General features: G+C 59.7%; 17 protein-coding genes. 5 read left to right on the top strand and 12 right to left on the bottom strand.

The features are described 5' to 3' along the window. The first annotated feature begins 21 nt into the window (after nt 1-21). The 3 genes from ACL2XN_RS15130 to satP all read left to right on the top strand — a co-directional run bounded on the left by ACL2XN_RS15130 (nt 22) and on the right by satP (nt 3,126). A complete protein-coding gene (locus ACL2XN_RS15130; protein WP_410012416.1) occupies nt 22-1,311 on the top strand; it encodes a maltoporin in 1,290 nt (429 codons plus the stop codon). A gap of 111 nt (nt 1,312-1,422) precedes the next feature. Beyond that, nucleotides 1,423-2,334, top strand: a complete 912-nt coding sequence (gene malM / locus ACL2XN_RS15135) for a maltose operon protein MalM (RefSeq protein ID WP_413728978.1) — start codon at nt 1,423-1,425, stop codon at nt 2,332-2,334. A gap of 234 nt (nt 2,335-2,568) precedes the next feature. Continuing rightward, the gene (gene satP / locus ACL2XN_RS15140) at nt 2,569-3,126 is read left to right on the top strand and encodes an acetate uptake transporter (RefSeq protein WP_410012418.1); all 558 of its coding nucleotides are present in this window, start codon (nt 2,569-2,571) and stop codon (nt 3,124-3,126) included. 131 nt (nt 3,127-3,257) lie between these two features. On the opposite strand, the gene ygjG is transcribed toward satP, so the two are convergent. The 8 genes from ygjG to ACL2XN_RS15180 form a co-directional block, all read right to left on the bottom strand. Beyond that, nucleotides 3,258-4,706: a putrescine aminotransferase gene (gene ygjG / locus ACL2XN_RS15145; protein ID WP_413730980.1), complete on the bottom strand. Its 1,449-nt coding sequence runs from the start codon at nt 4,704-4,706 to the stop codon at nt 3,258-3,260. Between the two features lie 439 nt (nt 4,707-5,145). Next, entirely contained in the window at nt 5,146-6,570 is a 1,425-nt protein-coding gene (gene patD, locus ACL2XN_RS15150) for an aminobutyraldehyde dehydrogenase (protein ID WP_413728979.1), read from the bottom strand. A gap of 15 nt (nt 6,571-6,585) precedes the next feature. Continuing rightward, the gene (locus ACL2XN_RS15155; RefSeq protein WP_410012420.1) at nt 6,586-7,392 is read right to left on the bottom strand and encodes an ABC transporter permease; all 807 of its coding nucleotides are present in this window, start codon (nt 7,390-7,392) and stop codon (nt 6,586-6,588) included. After that, a complete protein-coding gene (locus ACL2XN_RS15160; RefSeq protein ID WP_413727286.1) occupies nt 7,382-8,329 on the bottom strand; it encodes an ABC transporter permease in 948 nt (315 codons plus the stop codon). The genes ACL2XN_RS15155 and ACL2XN_RS15160 overlap by 11 nt, the downstream gene beginning before the upstream one ends. A gap of 5 nt (nt 8,330-8,334) precedes the next feature. Beyond that, on the bottom strand, nt 8,335-9,354 hold the full coding sequence (locus ACL2XN_RS15165; protein WP_413730981.1) for an ABC transporter ATP-binding protein: 1,020 nt from the start codon (nt 9,352-9,354) through the stop codon (nt 8,335-8,337). 56 nt (nt 9,355-9,410) lie between these two features. Then, nucleotides 9,411-10,562, bottom strand: coding sequence for a putative ABC transporter substrate-binding protein YdcS (gene ydcS, locus ACL2XN_RS15170; protein ID WP_413723532.1), 1,152 nt, complete (start codon nt 10,560-10,562; stop codon nt 9,411-9,413). Between the two features lie 4 nt (nt 10,563-10,566). After that, a complete protein-coding gene (locus tag ACL2XN_RS15175) occupies nt 10,567-12,072 on the bottom strand; it encodes a gamma-aminobutyraldehyde dehydrogenase (protein ID WP_413728980.1) in 1,506 nt (501 codons plus the stop codon). 117 nt (nt 12,073-12,189) lie between these two features. Next, nucleotides 12,190-13,101, bottom strand: a complete 912-nt coding sequence (locus ACL2XN_RS15180; protein WP_410012423.1) for a LysR substrate-binding domain-containing protein — start codon at nt 13,099-13,101, stop codon at nt 12,190-12,192. A gap of 234 nt (nt 13,102-13,335) precedes the next feature. On the opposite strand from ACL2XN_RS15180, the gene ACL2XN_RS15185 reads away from it, so the two are divergent. Beyond that, entirely contained in the window at nt 13,336-15,396 is a 2,061-nt protein-coding gene (locus ACL2XN_RS15185; protein WP_413728981.1) for a TIM-barrel domain-containing protein, read from the top strand. On the opposite strand, the gene ACL2XN_RS15190 is transcribed toward ACL2XN_RS15185, so the two are convergent. Beyond that, the gene (locus ACL2XN_RS15190; RefSeq protein ID WP_413728982.1) at nt 15,386-17,011 is read right to left on the bottom strand and encodes an alpha,alpha-phosphotrehalase; all 1,626 of its coding nucleotides are present in this window, start codon (nt 17,009-17,011) and stop codon (nt 15,386-15,388) included. The two genes, ACL2XN_RS15185 and ACL2XN_RS15190, sit on opposite strands and share 11 nt — an antisense overlap. A gap of 136 nt (nt 17,012-17,147) precedes the next feature. Further along, nucleotides 17,148-18,347: a serine hydrolase domain-containing protein gene (locus ACL2XN_RS15195; RefSeq protein ID WP_413728983.1), complete on the bottom strand. Its 1,200-nt coding sequence runs from the start codon at nt 18,345-18,347 to the stop codon at nt 17,148-17,150. A gap of 935 nt (nt 18,348-19,282) precedes the next feature. Here ACL2XN_RS15195 and ACL2XN_RS15200 point away from each other — a divergent pair. After that, on the top strand, nt 19,283-20,734 hold the full coding sequence (locus ACL2XN_RS15200) for an amidohydrolase family protein (protein WP_413728984.1): 1,452 nt from the start codon (nt 19,283-19,285) through the stop codon (nt 20,732-20,734). Nucleotides 20,735-20,792: 58 nt separating this feature from the next. Here the strand turns inward: ACL2XN_RS15200 and ACL2XN_RS15205 are convergent, their stop codons facing one another. Next, complete coding sequence (locus ACL2XN_RS15205) at nt 20,793-21,470, bottom strand: RibD family protein (RefSeq protein WP_410012428.1); 678 nt, start codon at nt 21,468-21,470, stop codon at nt 20,793-20,795. A gap of 805 nt (nt 21,471-22,275) precedes the next feature. After that, entirely contained in the window at nt 22,276-23,166 is an 891-nt protein-coding gene (locus ACL2XN_RS15210; protein ID WP_410012429.1) for an aldo/keto reductase, read from the bottom strand. Nucleotides 23,167-23,278 lie beyond the last annotated feature (112 nt).

Genomic DNA, 23,278 nt, shown 5'->3' on the forward strand with positions numbered 1-23,278 from the left:
AATAATAATCAGGAGAAAATAATGACTAACCTACGCATTTTACCTTTGTCAGTGGCAATCATCGCCGGCGCGGCTTCCGCCCAGGCGATGGCGGTGGATTTTGGCGGTTATGCCCGTTCCGGCATCGGCTGGACCGGGAGCGGCGGCGAGCAGCAATGCTTCAAGGCCACCGGCGCCTCCAGTAAATACCGTCTCGGCAACGAATGCGAAACCTACGCCGAATTAAAACTCGGGCAGGAGCTGTGGCGCGAAGGCAACAAGAGCTTCTACTTCGATACCAACGTGGGGTACTCCGTTTCCCAGCGTAACGATGACGAACCGCTGGAACCCAGCTTCCGCGAAGTCAACGTGGTGGGCAAGAATCTGATCGACGCCTTGCCGGGCGCCAATATGTGGGCCGGGAAACGTTTCTATCAGCGTCACGACGTCCATATGATCGACTTCTACTACTGGGACATTTCCGGTCCCGGCGCCGGTTTGGAAAATATCGATCTGGGCGTAGGCAAGCTGTCCCTGGCGGTCACGCGCAACAGCGAGTCCGGCGGCTCTTATGGTTATATCGATAACCAGCTCAACCAGGTGCCGACCATTAACGACATCTACGACGTGCGTATCGCCGAACTGGAAACCAACCCCGGCGGCAAGCTGGAATTCGGCGTGGACTACGGCCGCGCCAACGTGCAGGACAATTTCAATCTGGCGGACGGGGCCACCAAAGACGGCACCATGGCCACGATGGAGCATACCCAGACCATCGGCAACGGCTTTAACAAGTTTGTGCTGCAATACGCCACCGACGCCATGACCACCGATAATACCGGGCGCCCGCACGGCTCCTACGTCGATAACGACGGCCATATGATCCGCGTGCTGGATCACGGCGGCCTGGACTTCAACGACAAGTGGGCAATGATGTACGTCGGCATGTACCAGGATATCGACCGCGATAACAATAACGGCACCACCTGGTACACCGTCGGCATACGCCCGATGTACAAATGGACCCCGATCATGAGCACCCTGTTGGAAGTCGGCTACGACAATGTCAAATCCCAGCGCACCAGCGATCGCAACGATCAGTATAAAGTGACGCTGGCGCAGCAGTGGCAGGCCGGGGACAGCATCTTCTCCCGTCCGGCGATCCGCCTGTTCGCCACCTACGCCAAATGGAATGAAAAATGGGGTTATGGCAATAACGACGCCGGTTTTACCAACGGCATCGCGTATAGCGATAACAGCTCGACCACCTTCAGCCGCGGTAAGGATGATGAAGTCTCCTTCGGCGTGCAGATGGAAGCCTGGTGGAAATAATCTCCGGCGCGTCCCGCCCCCGGGGGTAGGACGCGTGGGATAGTACCTGGCGGGCCGGCGCTACTTGCCCGGCGACGGCCCGTCGCTCGTCACGCTGAAAAGGCGATAATAATGAAAATAAAAATACTTTCCCTGTGCCTGATGGCCGCACTGAGCGCCACCCTGCCGGCCACCACGCTGGCGGATACCCTGACCAACCCCCAAGATATGTCGGTGGCGCCGGTGATACCGCAGTCCACCTTGCGGCAATTGCCCTGGCAGACGCTGATGCCCCCGGCCAGGCAGGAAATCATTCTCGACGGCGCCTCGCCCCGCATCCAGATGGGCGATATCACCGGGCCGGTGGCCGCCATTACGCTGCCGGCCAACCGCGGATCGCTGGCCATCACCCTCAGCAGCCTGGCTAAAGGCCAGTCGATCTATGCCCCCAACGTGCTGGTGCTGGATGAACAACTGCGTCCGGCGGCGTTTTTCCCCAGCAGCTATTTCCCCTATGAAAAACCGGGCGGCATGTCGATGGACCGGCTGGAAGGCACGCTTAAGCTCACTCCCGCCCTGGGACAGAAACAAATCTACCTGCTGATCTACACCACCCGCCAGGACCTGCTGGCCACCACCACCATGACCAATCCGGCCAAGGCCTACGCCGAGGGCGTCGGTAATGCGGTGCCCGATATTCCCGATCCCATCGGCCGCCATAGCGACACCGGCACCATCAGGTTAAAAGTGGAGGCGGAACAGAAGAGCGGCAATATCACCATCGGCCAGATCTTCTCCGGCCCCGAGACGCAGCCGGTCGTGGTCGGCAATACCGCGCCGCCGGCGCCCCAGGCCGCGGCAGCGGCAGCGGGACCGGCCGCGCCGATGCTTAACGATACCGAGAGCTATTTTAATCAAGCCATTAAACAAGCGGTGCGCGACGGTAATATCGATAAGGCGCTGAAGCTGCTCAACGAAGCGGAGCGGCTGGGATCGTCATCGGCGCGGCAAACATTTATCAGTAGTGTAAAAGGCAAGGGGTAAGGTTATCCCGATACTGCTGATATTTGGCAGAATATTGGTGCGCCCAGGCGCACCTTTTTTTCCGGCCGGCAAAAACCGGCAAAAATCACCCGGCACTAATCTAAATCATTGTTTCAGCCGTGCAAGGTCATTATGATGCCGCAGCCCTCCTTCGGCCGCAGAGCCATCTGCGCCGTCGCGGGACGCAACAGGACAGTCAGTCCACTTCATTTTGCTTTTTTCTGCTGAGGATATATGCATACCTTTAAGTTGGCGAACCCCGGCCCGCTGGGATTAATGGGTTTTGGGATGACCACCGTCTTGCTAAACCTGCATAACGCCGGTTTTTTCCCTTTAACCTCGATCATTATCAGTATGGGGATTTTTTACGGCGGCATTGCCCAAATCATCGCCGGTATTATGGAATATAAGCACGGCAATACCTTCGGCACCACGGCGTTTACCTCGTACGGCGCGTTCTGGCTGAGCCTGGTGGGGATTCTGATGCTGCCGCGCATGGGCCTGGCCGAGCCGAGCGACGCGGTATTTTTAGGCGTTTATCTGGCGCTGTGGGGCATTTTTACCCTGTTTATGTTTTTGGGCACCCTTAAATCCAGCCGTGGCCTGCAAATCGTGTTCGGCAGCCTGACCGTGCTGTTCGCCCTGCTGGCCGCCGGCAATATTACCGGCAATCATCAGATCATCGTCATTGCCGGCTATGAAGGCCTGTTCTGCGGCGCCAGCGCCATTTATCTGGCCATGGCGCAGGTGGTCAATGAACAGCTGGGCCGCCAGGTGATGCCGGTCGGCTGAGCATCACGACGCTTACCGCGGGATTTATGCCGAACCGGTGGGGGGGCGCCTAGGAGTAAGCTTTATGCCGCCTAGGCAAAACCCGCGCCAACACGGCAACCCCTCCCGCAAGCGCCAACGGCGGGTCCGTCTTATGCGGTCAGGCCGGTCGAGGCGGCCAAGGGGAACGGTATGTGTGCCTGCGTTTGCGGCTGCGCCACCGTCGTCGCCGGCGTTTTGTAATGGGCCGGTTCCTTGCCGCGCATCTGGTCCAGTACCCGTTCCGCTACCGCCAGCACCTGCTGGCAATACTCGGGGGTAATGGTCAGGGGCGGCTCGATGCGGATGGTTTTGGAATTGTTCAGCGTACCCGCCACCAGGATTTGATGACGGAACATACCCTGGGCAAAGGCATAACCGATATCGTTGCGTCTGAATTCCAATGCCTGCAACAGCCCGCGCCCGCGTGCCTCCACCATAAACTCTGGATACGCCGACGCCAGCCGGGCGAAACCGCTAAGCAAAAACTGGCCCTTAAGCGCCGCCTGCGCCGGCAAATCCTCACTCAGCAGCACGTTAATGGTCGCCAGGGCCGCCGCGCAGGCCAGCGGATTGCCGCCAAAAGTGGTGGTATGCAAAAACGGGTTCTCGAACAGCACCGAGAATACCTCTTCGGTGGCGACGGTGGCGCCGATCGGCATTACGCCGCCGCCCAGCGCCTTGGCCAGGCACAGGATATCCGGCTGCACGCCTTCGTGCTCGCAGGCAAACATCCGGCCGGTGCGGCCCATGCCGGTCTGCACTTCGTCGAGGATCAGCAGCGCGCCCACCTCGTCGCACAGCGCCCGCACCGCCGTCAGGTATCCCTCCGGCGGAATAATGACCCCGCCCTCCCCCTGGATAGGCTCCAGGATAACCGCCGCCACGTCCGCGCCGGTGGACCGGCAGCGATAGACATGATCGCGCATCGCCCCGATATCGCCGAACGGCACATGATCGAAACCCTGCAGCATCGGCATAAAAGGACGGCGAAAGGTGGATTTGGCGGTGGCGGACAGCGCGCCGAGGGTTTTGCCGTGAAAGGCGCCGGTGGCGGCGATAAAGGTGGTTTTGCCGCGCGGGGTTTGATACGCCTTGGCCAGCTTCAGCGCGCCCTCGACGGCCTCGGTGCCGCTGTTGCTGAAAAAACTGTATTTCAGCGTGCCGGGGGTGACCGCCGCCAGGGTCCTGGCGAGCATGGAGCGCAGCGGATCAAGCAGTTCCTGGCTATGCAGCGGTTGTTTCGCCAGTTGGTTTTCGACGGCGGAAAGAACTTTTGGATTACGGTGCCCCACGTTAAATATGCCGAAACCACCCAGGCAATCGATATATTCCCTGCCCTGGGTGTCGACCAGCGTATTAAGACCGCCGGCCCGCCATTCTACGGCTCCGTAATCCCCGCCTACCGTCACGGATTTACGGTAATCGAGAAAACCAGGATTCACATACTCTTTAAAATTGTTTATCACTTCCTTATTCAGGTTAACCATCTCATCATGCGTCAGCGTTTTTTTCTCAATCCACGAAAGCGCCTGCTGAGTACATTCTAACGGGGTAAGCATGGGGGTTGAACGAGACAAAATAAGCTCCTTGGAAGGAGATATCATATGATATCGATCTGACAGATGCAGCGTCCGGGCCAACTGTAACTACATGCTTAGGTTTAGAACAAAATATAAATAAGACCAATAAAAAAAGTTATTCACATAGGGAGAGAGAAGAACCGCGGCCGGAAATGCTGATTACTGCCAAAGGAAATATAAGGGGGATTTATTGCGAAAATAACCATGCACCATAATAGATCGCGCCTGCATTAAATAGGTGCAATTGACCAGTGATATTTAGCCAATAATATTTGAACGCAGAATTTTATAACAGACGCGGAGCGGAACGGCAATCTTTTTATGTCGATGGCAGCGCTTTTTATGGCAATTTTTTCGCGGCCCCGGCGCGGCGGCGAAAAACCCTATTCCCGCCGCCGACCGGAGTGATAAGCCGCGGCTAATGGCGAATCATGACATGCCGCACCGCGGTATAATCTTCCAGCCCGTACATCGACAGATCCTTGCCGAAGCCGGACAGCTTCTGGCCGCCGTGGGGCATTTCGCTGACCAGCATAAAATGGGTGTTGACCCAGGTGCAGCCGTACTGCAAACGGGCGCTAACCCGATGGGCGCGGCCGATATCCCGCGTCCATACCGACGAGGCCAGGCCGTAGGGGGAGGCGTTGGCCCAGCGTATCGCCTGCGCTTCGTCGTCAAAGACCGTGACGGTCACCACCGGCCCGAACACTTCGCGCTGGACGATTTCATCCTCCTGGCGCGCATCGGCCAGCACCGTGGGGGCAAAATAGAAACCCGGTCCGTCGATCGGCGCGCCGCCGGTAATCACCCGGATATGCGCCAATGCCCTGGCGCGCTCGACAAACCCGCTGACCCGCCGCAGGTGCTCAGCGGTAATCAACGGCCCCAGTTCAGTGCCGGCATCGGCCGGATCGCCGATTTTAAGGGTGGCGACGCTTTTGCCCAAGGCGTCCACCAGCGCATCGTAAACGCCGCGCTGCACATACAGCCGGCAGGCGGCGGTGCAGTCCTGGCCGGCATTATAAAATCCAAAGGTGCGCACACCGTCCACCACCTCGTCGATGTCGGCATCGTCAAACACAATCACCGGCGCCTTACCGCCCAGCTCCATATGGGTCTTTTTGATCCCCCCGGCGGTATGGGACAGGATATGCGCGCCGGTGGCAATCGAACCGGTCAGCGATACCATGCGCACCCGCTCATGGCCGGTCAGGGCGTCGCCCATTTCCGCGCCGGTGCCGAACAGCACGTTAACCACCCCCGCCGGCAGGATCGGCGCCATCAGTTGCGCCAGGAACAGCGCGGTCAGCGGCGTCTGCTCGGCGGGCTTGAACACCACGCAATTGCCGGCGGCCAGCGCCGGCGCCAGTTTCCACGCCGCCATCATCAGCGGATAGTTCCAGGGCGCGATGGAGGCGATGACGCCGATGGGATCGCGCCTGATCATGGAGGTATGCCCTTCCAGGTATTCCCCGGCGGCGCTGCCGCCCAGGCAGCGGCTCGCGCCGGCAAAGAAACGGAATACGTCCGCCACCGCCGGGATTTCATCGTTGATAACGCAGTGGTACGGCTTGCCGCAGTTCAGGGATTCCAGGCGCGCCAGCGCCTCGCCGTGGCGCTCGATGGCGTCGGCCAATTGCAGCAACAGCGTGGCGCGGGTTTTCGGCGTGGTTTGCCCCCAGGTTTCAAACGCCGCGTCCGCCGCCAGCACCGCCGCGTCCACCTGCTCCAGGCTGGCCTCGTTAATGGTGATAATCGTATCGCCGGTGGCGGGATTTATCACCGGCGTCGGTTTGCCCGCGCCCGTCACCGACCTGCCGTCTATCAATAATGTGTCATGCATAGGAGAGTCCTTGGGTTATTTGCCGCTGCCCGCCACGCCCTCGCCGCCGCGTGTCAGGTAATAGGCCAGGAGTATCGGCAGCATGGTCACCAGGGTGACCAGCAGGGAAACGACATTGGTGATGGGCACATCGCGCGGACGGCCCAGTTGGTTCATCAGCCACAGCGGCAGCGTGCGCTCATGGCCGGCGGTGAAGGTGGTGACGATGATTTCGTCAAACGACAGCGCGAACGCCAGCATGCCGCCGGCCAGCAGCGCCGAGGACAGCCCCGGCATCACCACATAGCGGAAGGTCTGCCAGCCGTCGGCGCCCAGGTCCATCGACGCCTCGATCAGGCTAAAAGAGGTGCGGCGCAGCCGGGCGATAACGTTATTGAAAACAATCACCACGCAGAAAGTGGCATGGCCGATAACGATGGTCATCAGGCCGGGGCTGATATCCAGCGCCTTGAAAGCGGACAGCAGGGCGATGCCGGTGATAATGCCCGGCAGGGCGATGGGCAGCACCATCATCATGGCGATGGCCTGTTTGCCCAAAAAATCCCGCCGGTACAAAGCCGCCGCCGCCAGGGTGCCCAGCAGCAGGGCAATCAGGGTCGCCAGGCAGGCCACCTGCAGGGACAGCCACAGGGCGGACAAAATATCCGGGCGCCCGGCGGCCAGTTCAAACCAGTGCAGGGTAAATCCCCGCGGCGGAAAACTGAACGCCGCGTCCTCGGTGTTAAAGGCGTACAGGGCAATGATCCCCAGGGGAAAATGCAGGAACAGGATACCGCCCCAGGCGGCAAGCCTCAGCGCCAGCGGCGCGCGATCAGAGCGCATCGAAAGCCCCCAGACGTTTGGCCAGGGTAAGATACAAACCGATCAACACCATCGGCACCAGCGTAAACGCCGCCGCCATGGGCATATTGCCGATGGCGCCCTGCTGGGCGTAAACCATGCTGCCGATAAAATAGCCCGGCGGCCCCACCAGCTGCGGCACGATAAAATCGCCCAGGGTCAGCGAAAAGGTAAAAATGGAGCCGGCGGCAATGCCCGGCACCGCCAGCGGCAGCACCACATAGCGCAACGTCTGGTCCGGACGGGCGCCAAGATCGGCGGAGGCCATCAGCAGCGACGGCGGCAGGCGCTCAAGCGCCGCCTGGATCGGCAAAATCATAAACGGCAGCCAGATATACACAAACACCATAAAGCGGCCCAAATGGGAGGTGGACAGGGTGCTGCCGCCGATGCCCGGCAGGGTAAGCACCGCCTGCAGCGCCGGCTGCAGGCCGAGATGCTGTAAAAACCACTGCAACACGCCGTCATGGGCCAGCAGCAGCGTCCAGGCATACGCCTTAACGATATAGCTGGCCCACATCGGCATCATCACCGCAATATAAAAAAACGCCTTCCAGCGGCCGCTGGTATAACGCGCCATATACCAGGCGATGGGAAACGCCAGCAGCGCGCTGGCAAGCGTTACCGCCACCGCCATCGCCAGGGTGCGCAGGATAATGTCGTAGTTGGCCGGACTGAACAGCGCGAGGATATTGGCCGTGGTCAGCTCCGGCAGCACGGTCATGGTGAAATCGTCAAAGGTATAGGCGCCCTGCCACAGCAGGCTGAGCAAGGCGCCCAGGTAAATGATGACAAACCACATCAGCGGCGGCAGCAGCAGTAACGCCAGCAGCACCGCCGGCCGGCGGTAGAGGAATGTCGCTATCGCGCGGCCCGGGCGCCGGGCGGTTTGCGGCCGATCGGCCAGGCTCATAGCCATACTCCTTACTCCTCGAGGACGGTCATGGCCGCCCGGGACCAGGACGCGGTCAGCCGCTGGCCGAGGGCAATCCCTTCCTGGCCGGATGAACGTACCGGATGGGTCTCGCTGACGGAAAAATGGGTTCCCTCCGCCAACACCAGCTCATAGCGGGTCATCGCCCCCTGAAACAGGATATTGCTCACAACGCCGCTAACCGACAGCTCGCCGGCCGGCGCGCCCGCTACGCTGATGCGGGCAAACTCCGGGCGCACGGCGAACAGGCCGTTTTCGCCGGTCAGTTCCCGGGCCAGCTCGCCGCCAATCACATTGGCGCTGCCGACAAAATTGGCGACGAACCGGCTTCTGGGCTGAAGATAAAGCCGGCGCGGCGTATCCACCTGTTCAATGCGTCCCTGGTTAAATACCGCCACCCGGTCGGACATGGAAAGCGCCTCGCCCTGATCGTGGGTGACAAAAATAAAAGTGATTCCCAGCTCGCGCTGCAGGGTTTTCAGCTCGCCCTGCATCTGTTCGCGCAGCTTAAGATCCAGCGCCCCCAGCGGTTCGTCCAGCAGCAGGATGCGCGGTTCGTTGACCAGCGCGCGCGCCAGCGCCACCCGCTGGCGCTGGCCGCCGGAAAGGTGGGCCGGCTTGCGATCGTGCACATCGCCCAGCGCCACCCGCGCCAGCGCGGCCCGGGCCCGGGCCATGCGCTCGGCGCGCCCCACCCCTTTGACCATCAGGCCATAGGCCACGTTGTCGAGCAGCGACATATGGGGAAACAGGGCATAATCCTGGAACACGGTATTGACGTCGCGCTGATAGGGCGGCAGGTTGGCGGTGTCGACGCCGTGCAGCCGGATAACGCCGCCGTCCGGCTGCTCAAAGCCGGCAATCAGGCGCAGGCAGGTGCTTTTGCCGGAACCCGACGGCCCCAGCAGCGCGAAAAATTCCCCGTCGGGAATATCCAGCGACACCCCGTCCACCGCGGCAACGCCGTTAAAACGGCGCGTTACGTTATCCAGGCTCACCGCACTGTTCATCATGGCCCCTCCTGCTGGCGCCCCGGCGCAGGCGCCGCGGGCAAATTACCGGCGCCCTAACGGCCGCCCATCATGGCGATATAATCCTGGGTCCAGCGGCTGTAGGATACGCACTGGCCGCCGTTGCCGCTGTCGCACTTCGCCATCGGCGTTTTCCAGAAGGCGATTTTGTCGAACTGGCTGAAGCCGTTGGTTTCACACCCTTTGCTCCCCAGCAGGGTACTGGCCTTGCAGCCTTCCGGCACCGCCGGCACCGACCCGAACCAGGCGGCGACATCCCCTTGCACTTTCGGCTCCAGCGACCAGTTCATCCAGCGGTAGGCGCAGTTGGGATGGGCGGCATCGCTGTGCAGCATGGTAGTATCCGCCCAGCCGGTAACCCCTTCTTTCGGGATCACCGTGGCGATCGGCTGCCCCTCGCCCGCCAGGGCATTGGCCTGATAAGGCCAGGCGCCGGACGCCACCACCCCTTCGTTTTTAAAATCGCTCATTTGCACCGAGGTGTCGTGCCAGTAGCGGTGAATCAGGGGATGCTGCTGTTTGAGCAGCGCCAGCACCGCCTGGTACTGGGTTTCATTGAGCTGGTAGGGGTCCTTGATGCCGAGCTGCGGCTGGGTACTTTTCAGGTACAGCGCCGCGTCGGCGATATAGATCGGGCCGTCGTAAGCCTGTACCCGGCCCTTATTGCTTTTGCCGTCCGGCAGGTTTTGCGGCTCGAATACCACCGACCAGCTGTCCGGCGGCGTGGTGAATACCCGGGTATTGTACATCAGCAGATTGGGTCCCCATTGATAAGGGGCGCCGTAGGTTTTGCCGTCGACGTTATACCAGACGCCGCCCATCAGGCGCGGATCGATCTTGCTCCAGTTGGGGATCAGGGCGGTATTGATCGGCTGGACGCGTTTGCCGAGGATCAGGCGCAGCGAGGCGTCCCCGGAGGCGGTGACCAGATCGTAGCCGCCCTTGGCCATCAGGCTGACCATCTCGTCGGAGGTGGCGGCGGTCTTGACGTTGACCTGGCAGCCGGTTTCCTTTTCAAACGCCGTCACCCAGTCATACTGCTTGTCGGTCTGGCCGCGCTCGATATAACCGGGCCAGGCGATGATATCCACCCGCCCTTCGTTTTCGCCCAGCCGGGTGGGAAGATCGGCGGCCCGGGCCAGGGCGCTGATACATAACACGCTGATACATAAGGCGCTTGACCGCATTATTTTATTCATTGCCTGTCTCCTGTCTCGGGGTCGGGGGGCGGGTGGGAAAACGGGTATCGAATTTGGCCATGATATGGCGCACCACGCTGTACTCCTGCAATGCCTCGCCGGAAAGATCCTTGCCGTAGCCCGAGCCTTTCAGGCCGCCGTGGGGCATCTCGCTGACCAGGGTGAAATGGGTATTGATCCAGGTACAGCCGTATTGCAGCTTCGAGGCCAGGAAAAACGCCAGGTCGACATCACGGGTCCAGACCGAGGACGCCAGGCCGTACTCCGAGTCGTTGGCCCAGGCCAGCGCCTGGGCGATATCCTCGAAGCGGGTGACGCTGACCACCGGGCCGAACACCTCTTTTTTGATGATCTCATCGTGCTGCAGGCAGCCGGCCAGCAGCGTGGGCGGGTAATAAAAGCCGGGGCCGGCGTGGGCCTGGCCGCCGGTGACCAGGGAGATATGCGGCTGTTCCAGCGCGCGTTCGATAAAACTGGCCACCCGGTCGCGCTGACGCGAAGAAATCAACGGACCAAGCTCGTTGTCTGCATCATCGGGCCGGGCATAACGCAGGCCGGCCACCGCCTCCCCCAGCGCGTCCACCAGCCGGGAGTAGATGCCGGCCTGGGCGTAGATGCGGCAGGCGGCGGTGCAGTCCTGGCCGGCGTTGTAATAGCCATAGCGGCGGATCCCCTCCACCACCGCCTGCAGATCCGCGTCGTCGCAGACAATCACCGGCGCGTTGCCTCCCAGCTCAAGATGGGTACGCTTGATGCCGCCGACCGCCGCCTGGAGGATCTTCTGACCGGTGACGGTATCGCCGGTCACGGAAATCATGCGCACCAGGGGATGATTGACCAGCGCCGCGCCGGTGGTCTCGCCGCGGCCGGAGATAACATTAACCACGCCGGGGGGAAGCAGGCCGTCCAGCCGGGACATCAGCGCCAGGATCGATAGCGGGGTATGTTCGGAGGGCTTGAAGACCAACGTATTGCCCGCCGCCAGCGCCGGGGCTATTTTCCAGGCGGCCATCATCAGCGGGTAGTTCCAGGGCGCAATGGAGGCCACCACGCCGAGCGGGTCGCGGCGCAGCATCGAGGTATGGCCGGCGATATACTCCCCGCCCAGTTGTCCTTGCTGGCAGCGCACGGCCCCGGCAAAAAAGCGGAACACGTCGGCGGCGGCGACGATATCGTCCTGCCGCGCCTGGTGCAGGGGCTTGCCGCAGTTCAGCGCTTCCAGCCCGGACAGCAGACCGGCGTGGCGGTCGATGACGGCCGCGATCTCCAGCAGGATGCCGGCGCGAAAGGCCGGGGTGGTGGCGGACCAGTGCGCAAAGGCGCGATGCGCGGCGTTAACCGCGCCGATCACCTGCTCCTCGCCGGCTTCGTTAAGCGCAAGGATGACCGCGCCGGTGGCGGGATTGATAATCGGCTGCGCGGCGCCTTCGCCGGCGACGGTTGCGCCGTCGATGAAGTTGAGCCAACGGGTCTCGCTTAACAGGGAAAGGTCGGTCACGGCGTTGCCCTCGGGGATTGGCGCGGGTGTTAACAACGTAGGTACAATTGCTTACACATTGAGACTATCCCGCAGGCCTGCCAGCGACAAATTCTAAATAACGAACGCCCCGTTCGATTAAAGCGAAACCTTGCGCGCCGACGTCTTTTCGCGCGCCAGCGCCAGGAACGGCGTCACCAGCTCCGGCCGGCTGTTGCCCCGCCGCCAGGCCAGGCCGATATTGAGATGTTCATTCAGATCCGACAGCTGGCGGGCCTCAATCATGCTGCCTTCCAGCGACCAGGGACGGTAGGCCATGTCCGGCTGGATCGAGACCCCAAGCCCGGCGGCCACCATGCTGCGCACCGCCTCGGTGGACGCGGTGCGCATGGCGATGCAGGGATGCAGCCCGGCCCTGGCCCAGATTTGCCTGGCGTGCCTTTCCATTTCATCGGCGTTGAGCTGCACCAGCGGATAGGGCGCCACATCGCCCAGGGAAATGGCTTCCTGCTCCAGCAGCGGATGCAGCGGCGGCAGCCATAACCGGTACGGGGAATGGACCAACACTTCGGTCTGCAGGGCGTGGCGGTCCTCCAGGTTGCTTAAGATCAGCACGCCGATATCGATCTCGCCGTTGACCAGCAGATGCTCGATATAACGGCGTTCATCTTCAATAATCTGCACCGTCACCTCGGGATAACAGGCGCGGAACCGGGTCAGCATATCCACTAAAAAATACCCGGACACCAGGCTGGTCACCCCCAGGGTCAGGTTGCCGCTCAGGCGCGCCATGCCCTGCTTGACGCTGAATTTGGCATTATCCACCGTCGCCAGGATCAGGTTGGCCTGGCGCAGAAACTGGTGGCCCTGATGGGTGAGCGTCATGCCTTTGGCGTGCCGTTCGAACAGCGGCGCCTCCAGTTCCTCTTCCAACTGCTGCACCGCCAGCGTCAGCGAGGACTGGGCGACGAAGGTGGCCTGGGCGGCGCCGGAAATGGAGCCAGCCTCGGCCACCGCAATAAAATGACGTAACTGCCGCAGTGTCAGCATCAGCGCCCGCCCCGTTATCCAAATAATAAGCAACCTTATCTAATAGTTATATAGAGCGGGTGACCCTATAGCCAGTAAATAGCGCGCATGCCGGACAGTTTCGGAAAAATCGAACGCCGCGATCGGCGCCCGCGCCCGCCCGGGGCGCAAAGCGGTGCCGGTTCCGGCCGCGCCCATGCATTTACCGTCGCGGTTGCTATAGTAAACAGGGGATGGATGTCACCGGGGTAGCGCATGTCTAACTTTGCCATCAGAAATAATAAGGTGTACTGGCGCGCCAGCGGCCAGCAGTTAATCATGGAGGCCTGGGGCGAAGACAGCCTGCGGGTCAGGGTCAGCTACTATGCCAAACTGGATATGCAGCAGGATTGGGCGCTGCTGCCGGTGAAAAAAAAATCCAGGCCGGTCATCACGCATACCGATGGGCGGGTGACTCTGATTAACGGCAAGATCAGGGCGGAAATCGATAAGCGCGGCCGGCTGGCGTTCTACAACCAGCGCGGCGAGCTGCTGCTGGCCGAACAGTGGCGCCAGCGCACCACCGACGGCATAGAACCGGGCGAGACCGATAAGGACAAATATATCAGCCCGCTGGAAATCGAGGCGCGGGAGTTCAATCCCATTCCCGGCGGCAAATATCAGCTGACGCAGTTTTTTGAAGCGCGGCGCGGCGAGAAAATCTACGGCATGGGGCAATATCAGCAGGGCATGCTGGATCTCAAAGGTTGCCTGCTGGAGCTGGCCCAGCGCAATTCGCAGTCCAGCGTGCCCTTTATGCTTTCAAGCCTCGGCTACGGTTTTTTATGGAACAATCCGGCGGTGGGCGAAGTCCATTTCGCCGCCAACCAGACGGTCTGGCGCGCGCGGGTCACCGACCGGCTGGATTACTGGATTACCGCCGGCGACAGCCCGGCCGCCATCGAGGAAAACTATGCCCGGGCCACCGGCACGGTCTCGGTGATGCCGGAATTCGCCACCGGCTTTTGGCAATCGAAGCTGCGCTACCGTACCCAGGAGGAAGTACTGGCGGTGGCGCGGGAGTACCGGCGGCGCGGGCTGCCGCTATCGGTGCTGGTGATCGACTCCTTCCATTGGCCCATCCAGGGCACCTGGTGTTTTGATCAACGCGACTGGCCGGACCCCAAGGGCATGGTGGACGAGCTGCGCGCCATGGGCATTGAGCTCATGGTCTCCATCTGGCCGACCGTCGACAGCCGGGCCGACAGTTTTGCCGATATGGAAACCAAGGGACTGCTGGTGCGCACCGACCGCGGGGTGCCCATCAATCTCGACTCGCGCGGCAGCACCACGTTTTTTGATCCCACCAACCCCAAGGCGCGCGCGTATGTCTGGAAAAAAATCAAAAAAAACTACTACGATATCGGCATTCGCCTGTTCTGGCTGGATATGGCGGAGCCGGAATACCGCACCTACCACTTCGATAATTATCGTTATGCCATGGGCACTGCGCTTGAAGTCGGCAATGTCTATCCGCAGAACTTCACCCAATGCCTGTATGACGGACAGCGCCGGGAGGGGCAAACCGGCATCGTCAACCTGGTGCGCTGCGCCTGGGCCGGCAGCCAGCGCTTCGACGCGCTCGCCTGGTCGGGAGACGTGCATTCCTCATTCACTTCACTGCGTATCCAGGTGGTCGCCGGGTTGAATATGGGGCTGGCGGGCATCCCCTGGTGGACGACGGATATCGGCGGTTTCCAGGGCGGGGACATCCGCGACCCCGGCTTTCTGGAACTGCTGGTGCGCTGGTTCCAGTGGGGCGTGTTCTGCCCGGTCATGCGCCTGCACGGCTGTCGCGAGCCGCAAATCGATCCGCCGGAAAAGTTCCGCGACGGCGTCGAACAATGCAACAGCGGCTCGGCAAACGAGCTGTGGAGCTTCGGCGAACGGAATTACCGCATTCTGTCGCGCTGGCTGCATATTCGCGAGCGCCTGCGACCCTATATCCAGCGCCAGATGGTGGCGGCCCATGACAAAGGCACGCCGGTGATGCGCCCGCTGTTTTACGATTTTCCGCAGGATGAGCCCTGCTGGTCAATCGAGGATCAGTATCTGTTCGGGCCGGATATCCTGGTGGCGCCGGTGCTGGAGGCGGGGATGGCATCCCGGCGCGTCTATCTGCCGCCGCTGCCCCAGGGTATGCGCTGGCGGGATTTTTTCACCGGCCGGACCCACCCCGGCGGCGCCTGGATCGAGGTGGCGACACCTATCGACACCATTCCGGTGTTTGTCAGGAACAAGGCGGATATCGACGCGGACGCGGGCGCTACAGCTTGATAATGGCCGTTTCCCACGGGCGGATAACACCGTTTTCCCACGGGGTCGGGTCGGGATAGTTATTGAGCAGCGGGACCGATCGCGCGCCAAGGCGCAGTTCCGCCGGGTAGATGGTAAGCGTAAGGCCGCTGAAATTGCCGAACACCAGATATTCCTCGCGTTCATACCGCCGGCAATAGGCAAACAGCTGGCCGTGGTCGGGCAACAGCAGTTCATAACTGCCGTAGACCAGCCAGTCCGCCGTCTTGCGCAGCGCCACCAGCCGCCGGTAATAATGGAATACCGAATCCTTATCCTCCACCGCCGACAAGGCGTTGATGTCCCAATAGTTGGGGTTTACCTTTATCCACGGCGTGCCGGCGCTGAAACCGGCATGCTCGCTGGTATCCCATTGCATGGGTGTGCGGGCGTTATCGCGGCTCTTGGCGTAGATCGCCGCCATGACGCCATGGGGCCGGTACCCGGCCGCCAGGCGGTCGCGGTACATGTTCAGGGTTTCAATATCGCGGTAATCGGCGATATCGGTAAAACGCACGTTGGTCATGCCGATCTCCTCGCCCTGGTAGATGTAGGGCGTGCCCGCCATGCCGTGCAACACCGTGGCCAGCATTTTGGCGCTTTCAACCCGATACCGGCCGTCATCGCCAAACCGCGACACCGCCCGCGGCAGGTCATGGTTGTTCCAGAACAGGCTGTTCCAGCCGCGGCCGTACAGTTCGGTCTGCCAGCGGCTTAACACGGTTTTCAGCTCGCGCAGGTCATAGGGGATGATATCCCATTTTTCGCCACCGACCCGGGCCTGATCCAGCGTCAGGTGGCCAAACTGGAAGATCATGCTCAGTTGCCGGCTCTCGGGATCGCTCCAGCGCACCCCGGTCTGCGGGGTGGCTCCCCAGGCTTCGCCGACGGTCAGGATATCGTCATACTGACCGAAGCCGTCTTCATTGAGTTCCAGCACGTAGTCATGCAACCGGGGACCGTTGGCGATGATGCGCTGTTCAGGGATTTTGCCGATCAAATCGATGACATCGAAGCGAAAGCCGCCCACGCCTTTTTCCAGCCAGAAGGTCAGCACATCGACGATTTCCCGGCGCACCTGGGGATTAGCCCAGTTCAGGTCCGGCTGTTTGCGCGAGAACAGATGCAGGTAATATTCATCGAGCCGTGGTTCATATTGCCAGGCGCTGCCGCCAAATACCGACATGAGATCGTTGGGTTGCTTGGTCCAGATATAATAATCATGATAAGGATTATCCGGCGATGTACGCGCCTCGCAAAACCAGCGGTGCTCGTCGCTGGTATGGTTAGCCACCACGTCCATCATGATCTTCATGCCGCGCCTGCCGGCTTCGGCGATCAGCAGATCCATATCGTCCATGGTGCCGAACTCGTCCATGATGCGGTAATAATCGGCAATGTCATAGCCGTTGTCATCGTTGGGCGACGCGTATACCGGGCATAACCACAGGACGCCCACGCCCAGCAGCGCCAGGTAATCCAGTTTGCGGATAATGCCCGCCAGATCGCCGATACCGTCGCCGTCGGCGTCATAAAAACTGCGGGGATAAATTTGATAGACTACGGAACGATGCCACCATTTATGCTCATGATTCATAAAAGACCCTTAATATCCGCCGGGAGGCTCCTCCTTCCCGGCTGCGCCGACGCGATGCTGGTTTAAGCACGATACTGTTAGGTATATGCCAAGCCGGCGAAAGTCGCCAGCGCCGGCCATGGCGCCGTTTTTGGCGTCAATGGGCCGGGGGCGCGGCCCGCGTTTGCGACGCGCGGGCCTTTTCATCCTCCGCCTCGCCCATGCGCTGCAGCAGCCGATGGCCGATATTATTGGTCCAGTTAAAGCTGTTTTGCAGCACCACCACCGCGATGTTATGCCGCGTGTCCAGCCCGATATAGCTGGAATAACCGCCGATAAAACCGACCTGGTAGGTAATTTTCTGCGCGCCGAGATCATCGACGATCCAGCCCAGCGCCGCGGCTTCCCGCGTACGGCTATAACGTACGCTAAGGGAGTCCCGCAGCGCCGCGTCCAAGGCGGGATAACCGGTGGGGCGCAGATGCGCGCGCGCATACAGCAGCAGGTCGTCGGCATTGGTGTACAGCCCGGCGGCGCCCACCATATACGATGAAAAATGCCAGTCGGGCACCGCCTGCCCGCGGCGGATAAACTTGGGTTGATCGCCCGCGTGGCCGATGGCCCGGCGCGCATAACCAGGCAATGAGCCGGCGTCGTAGCCGGTATGCTCCAGGCCCAGCGGCCCGGTAATATTTTCCGCCAGCAGCTCTGTGACTTTTTTTCCGCCGCGGCGCTGCAGGATATAATCCAGCAAGGCATAGCCCAAGTTGGAATAGCGCGGTTCCAGGCGGGCGGGACGATGAAAACCGGCCAGCGCATCCATCAGCCGGTCATTATCCAGCGAAGAGTAGAAATTCTCGCCGGTAAATAAATAATGAACGAAAGAAGTTAATATCTCCAGGGAAAACATTTGCCTTGGCAGGCCGGAAGTATGGGTGACTAATTGCAGCAGGGTAATATTGCGCGCGTCCGGGCTGAGCGGCACGGTCGACGGTAATAGCGTCTCCAGCGTCTCATCCCAGCGCAAGAGGCCCTTATTAACCAGAATGACCGTCACCTCGGCAAGGAATCCCTTGCTCACCGATCCGACGGCAAAGAGCGTATCGCCCCGGACGGGGTATCCCCCGCGCTTATCGGTAACGCCATAACCAAAGGTGGCCATGGCGCCGTCGGGCCGCAGCACGCCGACCACCAGGCCGGGCGTTTGCCCGGCGGCGATCATGGGCAGCGCCAGGCTGTCCACCTGGGCGCGCAAATCGCCGTGGCCGGCAAGGCGCAGGCCCTCGACGGCCGAATTATCAATGGGCATGCTTGACAGGGTGGCGCAGGCGGAGAGGACAAATGTGCCCGAAAACATTAATCCTATTTTAATTAAATTTTTTATCATTGTTTCCAAAAATAATTTTGTCTCATACGTGCCCGCGCTTACCGTCCTGGCCGGCGGGCGCCGATTGTCCCACCCGCCCGCTCCGGTGGCAATAGCTGTCCGGACATTCTTTCAGCGCCTGGCGCGCTTATTAATGTGAGGGCGGTAATTGCGCTATGCGCGGCCCGGGGCGCCGCCGGCGGGGAATAATACGGCACGGGGAAAGGTCACTAAATGCAATAATTCCCTTCATAATAATAAAATGCGCAGAAGCAGACGAAAAATTAAGAAGGTCCTTCAGAATTTGCGCCAAATAGACCTGAATGGTTTACGCCGGCTGTTTATCCCGCGGTCCGGCCAGGCCGCAACCAGCGCGGCAGTGAAAGGCGATGGTTAAAAAAATCTGTCCGGTCGCGACTTTTGCCCTGGCCGCCGCCCGGCGAATAAATCAGCAGGCCTGTTAAATCCGCCGGAAAGGTATCCCAAATAAGATAAAAATATCTCATGATTTAATGTCATCAGTATAACCTTATCCTCCGCATAGTATAATCAACGGGTTAACCCACGACTATCCCAGGTCATTGCATACCGGCGCCTTATATAGCCAGGGTGGCAAAAAGCCGGCGCGGCGCGGCGGACATGGCTTTTATTCAGCGGCAATCATGGTTATGCCGGTGGAATAAAAAACAACGTTAAGTATTAACACACTCTTTTGCGGCCCTCAAAGTTCATACTTAATAATATTATTTATTCACCTATCTAATAACGGAAAATAAGCCGCCATTTTTAATGCGCACCCGATCTCAAATACGGCAAATGATTGACGACCAGAATACAGCGACGTGACATAGTTTATTGAGTAATGGCGTTTTTATTAACCCGCCGGCGGCGTGTTCCCGCAAGAATATCCTTAAGGATCGATAACTATGAGCTTAATAAATAACAGTCAGTCCATCTGGCCCGGCGCTGTTTCACCAGGTTACGGCAAAACCTCTAAATATCCCTGGCTGCTCCTGGTGGGAATACTCTGTTTATTTTCGTCTGCCGCCCTGGCGGATGAAGGCGATTTCGCCATTCCCGGAGAAGCCCCGCCGCCGCCGGTCAATCACGAGGTGACCTTATTCCAGGATGTCCGCATCTTTGACGGTAAAAGCACCGCCCTGTCCGGCCCGGCCAACGTTCTGGTCAAGAACGGCGTCATTGCGCGCATCTCCGCCGACCCCATCGCCGTGGACAACGGCGACCATGCCCAGGTGATCGCCGGCAATGGGCGCGTGCTGATGCCGGGGCTTATCGACGCGCACTGGCATGCGTTTATGGCGGCAACCCCGCAGATGATGCTGATGACCGCCAGTCCGGACTATCTGCAGATGCGCGCGGCGCACGAGGCCGGCGACACCTTGATGCGCGGTTTTACCACGGTGCGCGACCTCGGCGGTCCGGTATTCGGCCTCAAGCGCGCCATCGACGAAGGGTTGATTACAGGCCCGCGCATTTATCCCTCCGGCGCGTTTATCTCGCAAACCTCCGGCCATGGCGACTTCCGCTTTATGTTCGAGCTGCCCCGCCAGCCTGGCGGCCCCTTAAGCTTTTCTGAACGCACGGGCATTGCCGCCATCGCCGACAGCCCCGACGAAGTCCGCCTGCGGGCCAGGGAACAATTAAGGCAGGGCGCCAGCCAAATCAAGCTGATGGCCGGCGGTGGCGTGGCCTCGCAGTACAATCCCCTCGAATCGATACAATACACCGTGCCGGAAATTCGCGCGGCGGTGGAGGCCGCGGCCAACTGGGGCACCTATGTCACGGTGCACGCCTACACCCCGGCGGCAATACGCCAGGCGGTGGACGCCGGGGTTAAAAACATCGAGCATGGCCAGCTGATGGACGAGGACACCGCCAAATTACTGGCGGACAAAGGTATCTGGCTGAGCATCCAGCCGCTGCTCGACGATGAGGATGCCTCGCCGCTGCCAACGGAGCTATCCCGGCAAAAAGCCCAGCAGGTGTTTGCCGGCACCGGCAACGCCTACCGGCTTGCCGGTAAATACCATATCAAGACGGCTTTCGGCACCGACGCGCTGTTCGACCAGCGGGTGGCCAGCCGCCAGGGCGCGCAGCTGGCCAAGCTGGTACGCTGGTTTACCCCGGCGGAAACGCTGAAAATGGCCACCGGCGACAACGGCGAGCTCATGGGATTATCCGGTTTTATCAATCCCTATCCCGGCCGGCTCGGCACGGTGGAGGAAGGATCGCTGGCGGATCTGCTGCTGGTGGACGGCGACCCGCTGGAAAATATCAAGCTTATCGAGGATCCGGGGAAGAATTTCGTGATCATCATGAAAGACGGCCATATCTATAAAGATATTTTGCCTAAATAGCACCGGGCCGTCTTTGCGCCGCCGGTAAATGGGTGGATTGGGCCGTTTACCGGCCGGGCTAAATTTTGGTATAGCGCAGCCAAACGCCATCGTGATCGGTTTTTTCCACCGATGCGAGCTTCAGGTAGTTCGGCGTTTTCCAGGCCTCGCGGGCAATTTCAAACGACGAGGGACGCCCGGGACGTCCGTCTACCAGCGGCAGGATTAGCACGCTGACCTCATCCACCAGGCCCGCGTTGACAAAAGCGCCGCTGACATGGGCTCCGCCTTCGACAATCAGCCTGGTCACGCCCAGTTCGGCCGCCAGCAGCGTAACCACCGCCGCCAAATCAATTTCCAGTTCGCCGCCAAACACATAGGACACCTCAATGGAGCGCAGGTAGGCCAGAAAATCGTCCGGGACCTGTTTTGTCACCACTTCAATCACATGTGAGTTAAGGGCGGTATTGCTTTTCCAGGCCACCAGACCCCGCGGATCGATGGATATGGCGTACTGTTCGGCATCGCGCCTGGCGAAATAATGGGTACGGGGCAGCGGCGTGCTCGCCAGCCTCTTGGGATAATCGGTGCCGTGGGATATTTCCTGCATGGTCACGCGGCCGCAAATCCAGCCATCGGCCTTAAAGGTGGCGGCGGTGGATTCATACAAGTCCGAGGCGTAGTCAAGGTTCCAGCCATCCGTCAGGCTGCGCCCGTCCACTGCCGACATCATGTGGCATACGATATAAGGTTTCATAATGGACATCTCCGGTGGAGTCATAACCTGAGGTAATTGTAGATCATGGCTGGGGATATTATGACAATACTCCGCCAGCGCGGCGGCAAACCATGAAAAAAGCCCTGACGGTGAGGTCAGGGCTTTCAGGGTGCTACGAATTTAAAATTTAACATTCAATACTTCAATTTTTTAACACAAACCACATTAACGATGTACATTTTCATACGGGAACATCAAGTATTTATAACGAACTATCCTCCGGTATATTACTGAATAAAAGCTTCCCGACACTTATATTGGTTAATCAGTCCAGACGCCAACCGACTAACACAGCACATCACCCATCGCGATATATACTTTTGTTACAAGACCTTACTTTCTCCGTGATATTCTCAATCATTTGGCTACAAACCCACAATCACGAATATTCACTTCAACTACAAGGCTTTACTGTATCGCGCTAACATTTAAGACCCCATTGTGCGATGATAAAGCTTTATTACGTGGCCTTATTTACCATCGTGACGTCCGCCGTTTGGCAAACTCAAACCTTAAATCACGACTATTTTTACCACTTCGCTGCCTTTATCGCATCATCTTCTGGAACACAGGCTTAATTAAGTATTTCAAAACTGCCTTCGCCTGCGTTAATAATCAATCTACCCCTTTCCATCGTCATGTCAACACTGTAATTAATAACATCAACCCGGCATCACATAAGGACCGCTTATTTCTTAGCGTGCAATCCGCGCGCGGGACAGGAACCTGCGCCGCGACGGGCGCAGGATCATGACGATAGCCGGTTTTCCCTCAGCCTGAAGGATCAGTTGCTGCCCGGCACCCGGGAGGGCTGCGCTTTACGGCCCAGCTCATCAAGCAGGCGAAACTCCTCGTCGGTCAGGCGCACCTGGGTCGCCGCCAGGTTTTCCTCCAGATGTTTTACCTTACTGGTGCCGGGGATGGGCAACATGACCGGGCTGCGTTTTAATATCCATGCCAGCGCGATCTGCCCGGGAGTAAAGCCTTTTTCCTTCGCCAGGGTGTCAAGTATCGATCCGGGATTGGCCAGCTCGCCCGAGGCCAGCGGGAACCAGGGGATAAAGCCGATATTGTTGTCAGTACAATAATCCAGCACGGCTTCGTGGCCGCGCGACACCAGATTAAACATATTTTGCACCGAGACCACCGGGAAAAAGCGCTGGGCGTTTTTGATTTGCTGCACGTTGACTTCGCTCAGCCCGACGTGGCGGATCAACCCTTCTTTTTGCATCTGGGCAATGGCGTCGAACTGTTCATCCTCGGGAACCTTGGCGTCCACCCGGTGCAATTGCCATAACCCGATTTGCTCCACCTTGAGTTTGCGCAGGCTCATCAAAACCGCCTGACGCAGATATTCAGGACGCCCCACCGGCTGCCAGATATTCGGGCCGTGACGCGTTAAGCCGCCCTTGGTGGCGATAAGCAACCCGTCATAGGGATACAGCGCTTCCCGAATCAGGTTTTCGCTGACGTCCGGGCCGTAACTGTCGGCGGTATCGATAAAGTTAACACCCAGCTCCGGCAGGCGCCGCAGGGTATCCAGCGCGGCCTGCCGATCTTCCGGCTCGCCCCAGATGCCGTTGCCGGTGATGCGCATGGCACCAAAACCCAACCGGTTGATGGTAATATCGCCTAGCGTAAATTGTCCTGAAGCCGCTGCGTTAATCGTGCTCATAATGGGTCCCCTTATGGAGTTGGTGTCTGGAATATCGCTAAGTGCCGCTATGGCGCTGACAGGATGGTGATGAAAATCGAAGGCGACAGCGTCGTGGCTATTTAGAACCGAT

Origin of the sequence: Sodalis sp. RH22 (genome assembly GCF_047324165.1) — a bacterium.
Classification (GTDB): Bacteria; Pseudomonadota; Gammaproteobacteria; order Enterobacterales; family Enterobacteriaceae; genus Acerihabitans.

What these genes read in the sequence shown, in the direction of transcription:
- ACL2XN_RS15130 (WP_410012416.1), top strand. Translation starts at nt 22, where the DNA reads ATGACTAACCTACGCATTTTACCTTTGTCAGTGGCAATCATCGCCGGC.
- malM (WP_413728978.1), top strand. Translation starts at nt 1,423, where the DNA reads ATGAAAATAAAAATACTTTCCCTGTGCCTGATGGCCGCACTGAGCGCC.
- satP (WP_410012418.1), top strand. Translation starts at nt 2,569, where the DNA reads ATGCATACCTTTAAGTTGGCGAACCCCGGCCCGCTGGGATTAATGGGT.
- ygjG (WP_413730980.1), bottom strand. Translation starts at nt 4,706, where the DNA reads ATGCTTACCCCGTTAGAATGTACTCAGCAGGCGCTTTCGTGGATTGAG.
- patD (WP_413728979.1), bottom strand. Translation starts at nt 6,570, where the DNA reads ATGCATGACACATTATTGATAGACGGCAGGTCGGTGACGGGCGCGGGC.
- ACL2XN_RS15155 (WP_410012420.1), bottom strand. Translation starts at nt 7,392, where the DNA reads ATGCGCTCTGATCGCGCGCCGCTGGCGCTGAGGCTTGCCGCCTGGGGC.
- ACL2XN_RS15160 (WP_413727286.1), bottom strand. Translation starts at nt 8,329, where the DNA reads ATGGCTATGAGCCTGGCCGATCGGCCGCAAACCGCCCGGCGCCCGGGC.
- ACL2XN_RS15165 (WP_413730981.1), bottom strand. Translation starts at nt 9,354, where the DNA reads ATGAACAGTGCGGTGAGCCTGGATAACGTAACGCGCCGTTTTAACGGC.
- ydcS (WP_413723532.1), bottom strand. Translation starts at nt 10,562, where the DNA reads ATGCGGTCAAGCGCCTTATGTATCAGCGTGTTATGTATCAGCGCCCTG.
- ACL2XN_RS15180 (WP_410012423.1), bottom strand. Translation starts at nt 13,101, where the DNA reads ATGCTGACACTGCGGCAGTTACGTCATTTTATTGCGGTGGCCGAGGCT.
- ACL2XN_RS15185 (WP_413728981.1), top strand. Translation starts at nt 13,336, where the DNA reads ATGTCTAACTTTGCCATCAGAAATAATAAGGTGTACTGGCGCGCCAGC.
- ACL2XN_RS15190 (WP_413728982.1), bottom strand. Translation starts at nt 17,011, where the DNA reads ATGAATCATGAGCATAAATGGTGGCATCGTTCCGTAGTCTATCAAATT.
- ACL2XN_RS15195 (WP_413728983.1), bottom strand. Translation starts at nt 18,347, where the DNA reads ATGTTTTCGGGCACATTTGTCCTCTCCGCCTGCGCCACCCTGTCAAGC.
- ACL2XN_RS15200 (WP_413728984.1), top strand. Translation starts at nt 19,283, where the DNA reads ATGAGCTTAATAAATAACAGTCAGTCCATCTGGCCCGGCGCTGTTTCA.
- ACL2XN_RS15205 (WP_410012428.1), bottom strand. Translation starts at nt 21,470, where the DNA reads ATGAAACCTTATATCGTATGCCACATGATGTCGGCAGTGGACGGGCGC.
- ACL2XN_RS15210 (WP_410012429.1), bottom strand. Translation starts at nt 23,166, where the DNA reads ATGAGCACGATTAACGCAGCGGCTTCAGGACAATTTACGCTAGGCGAT.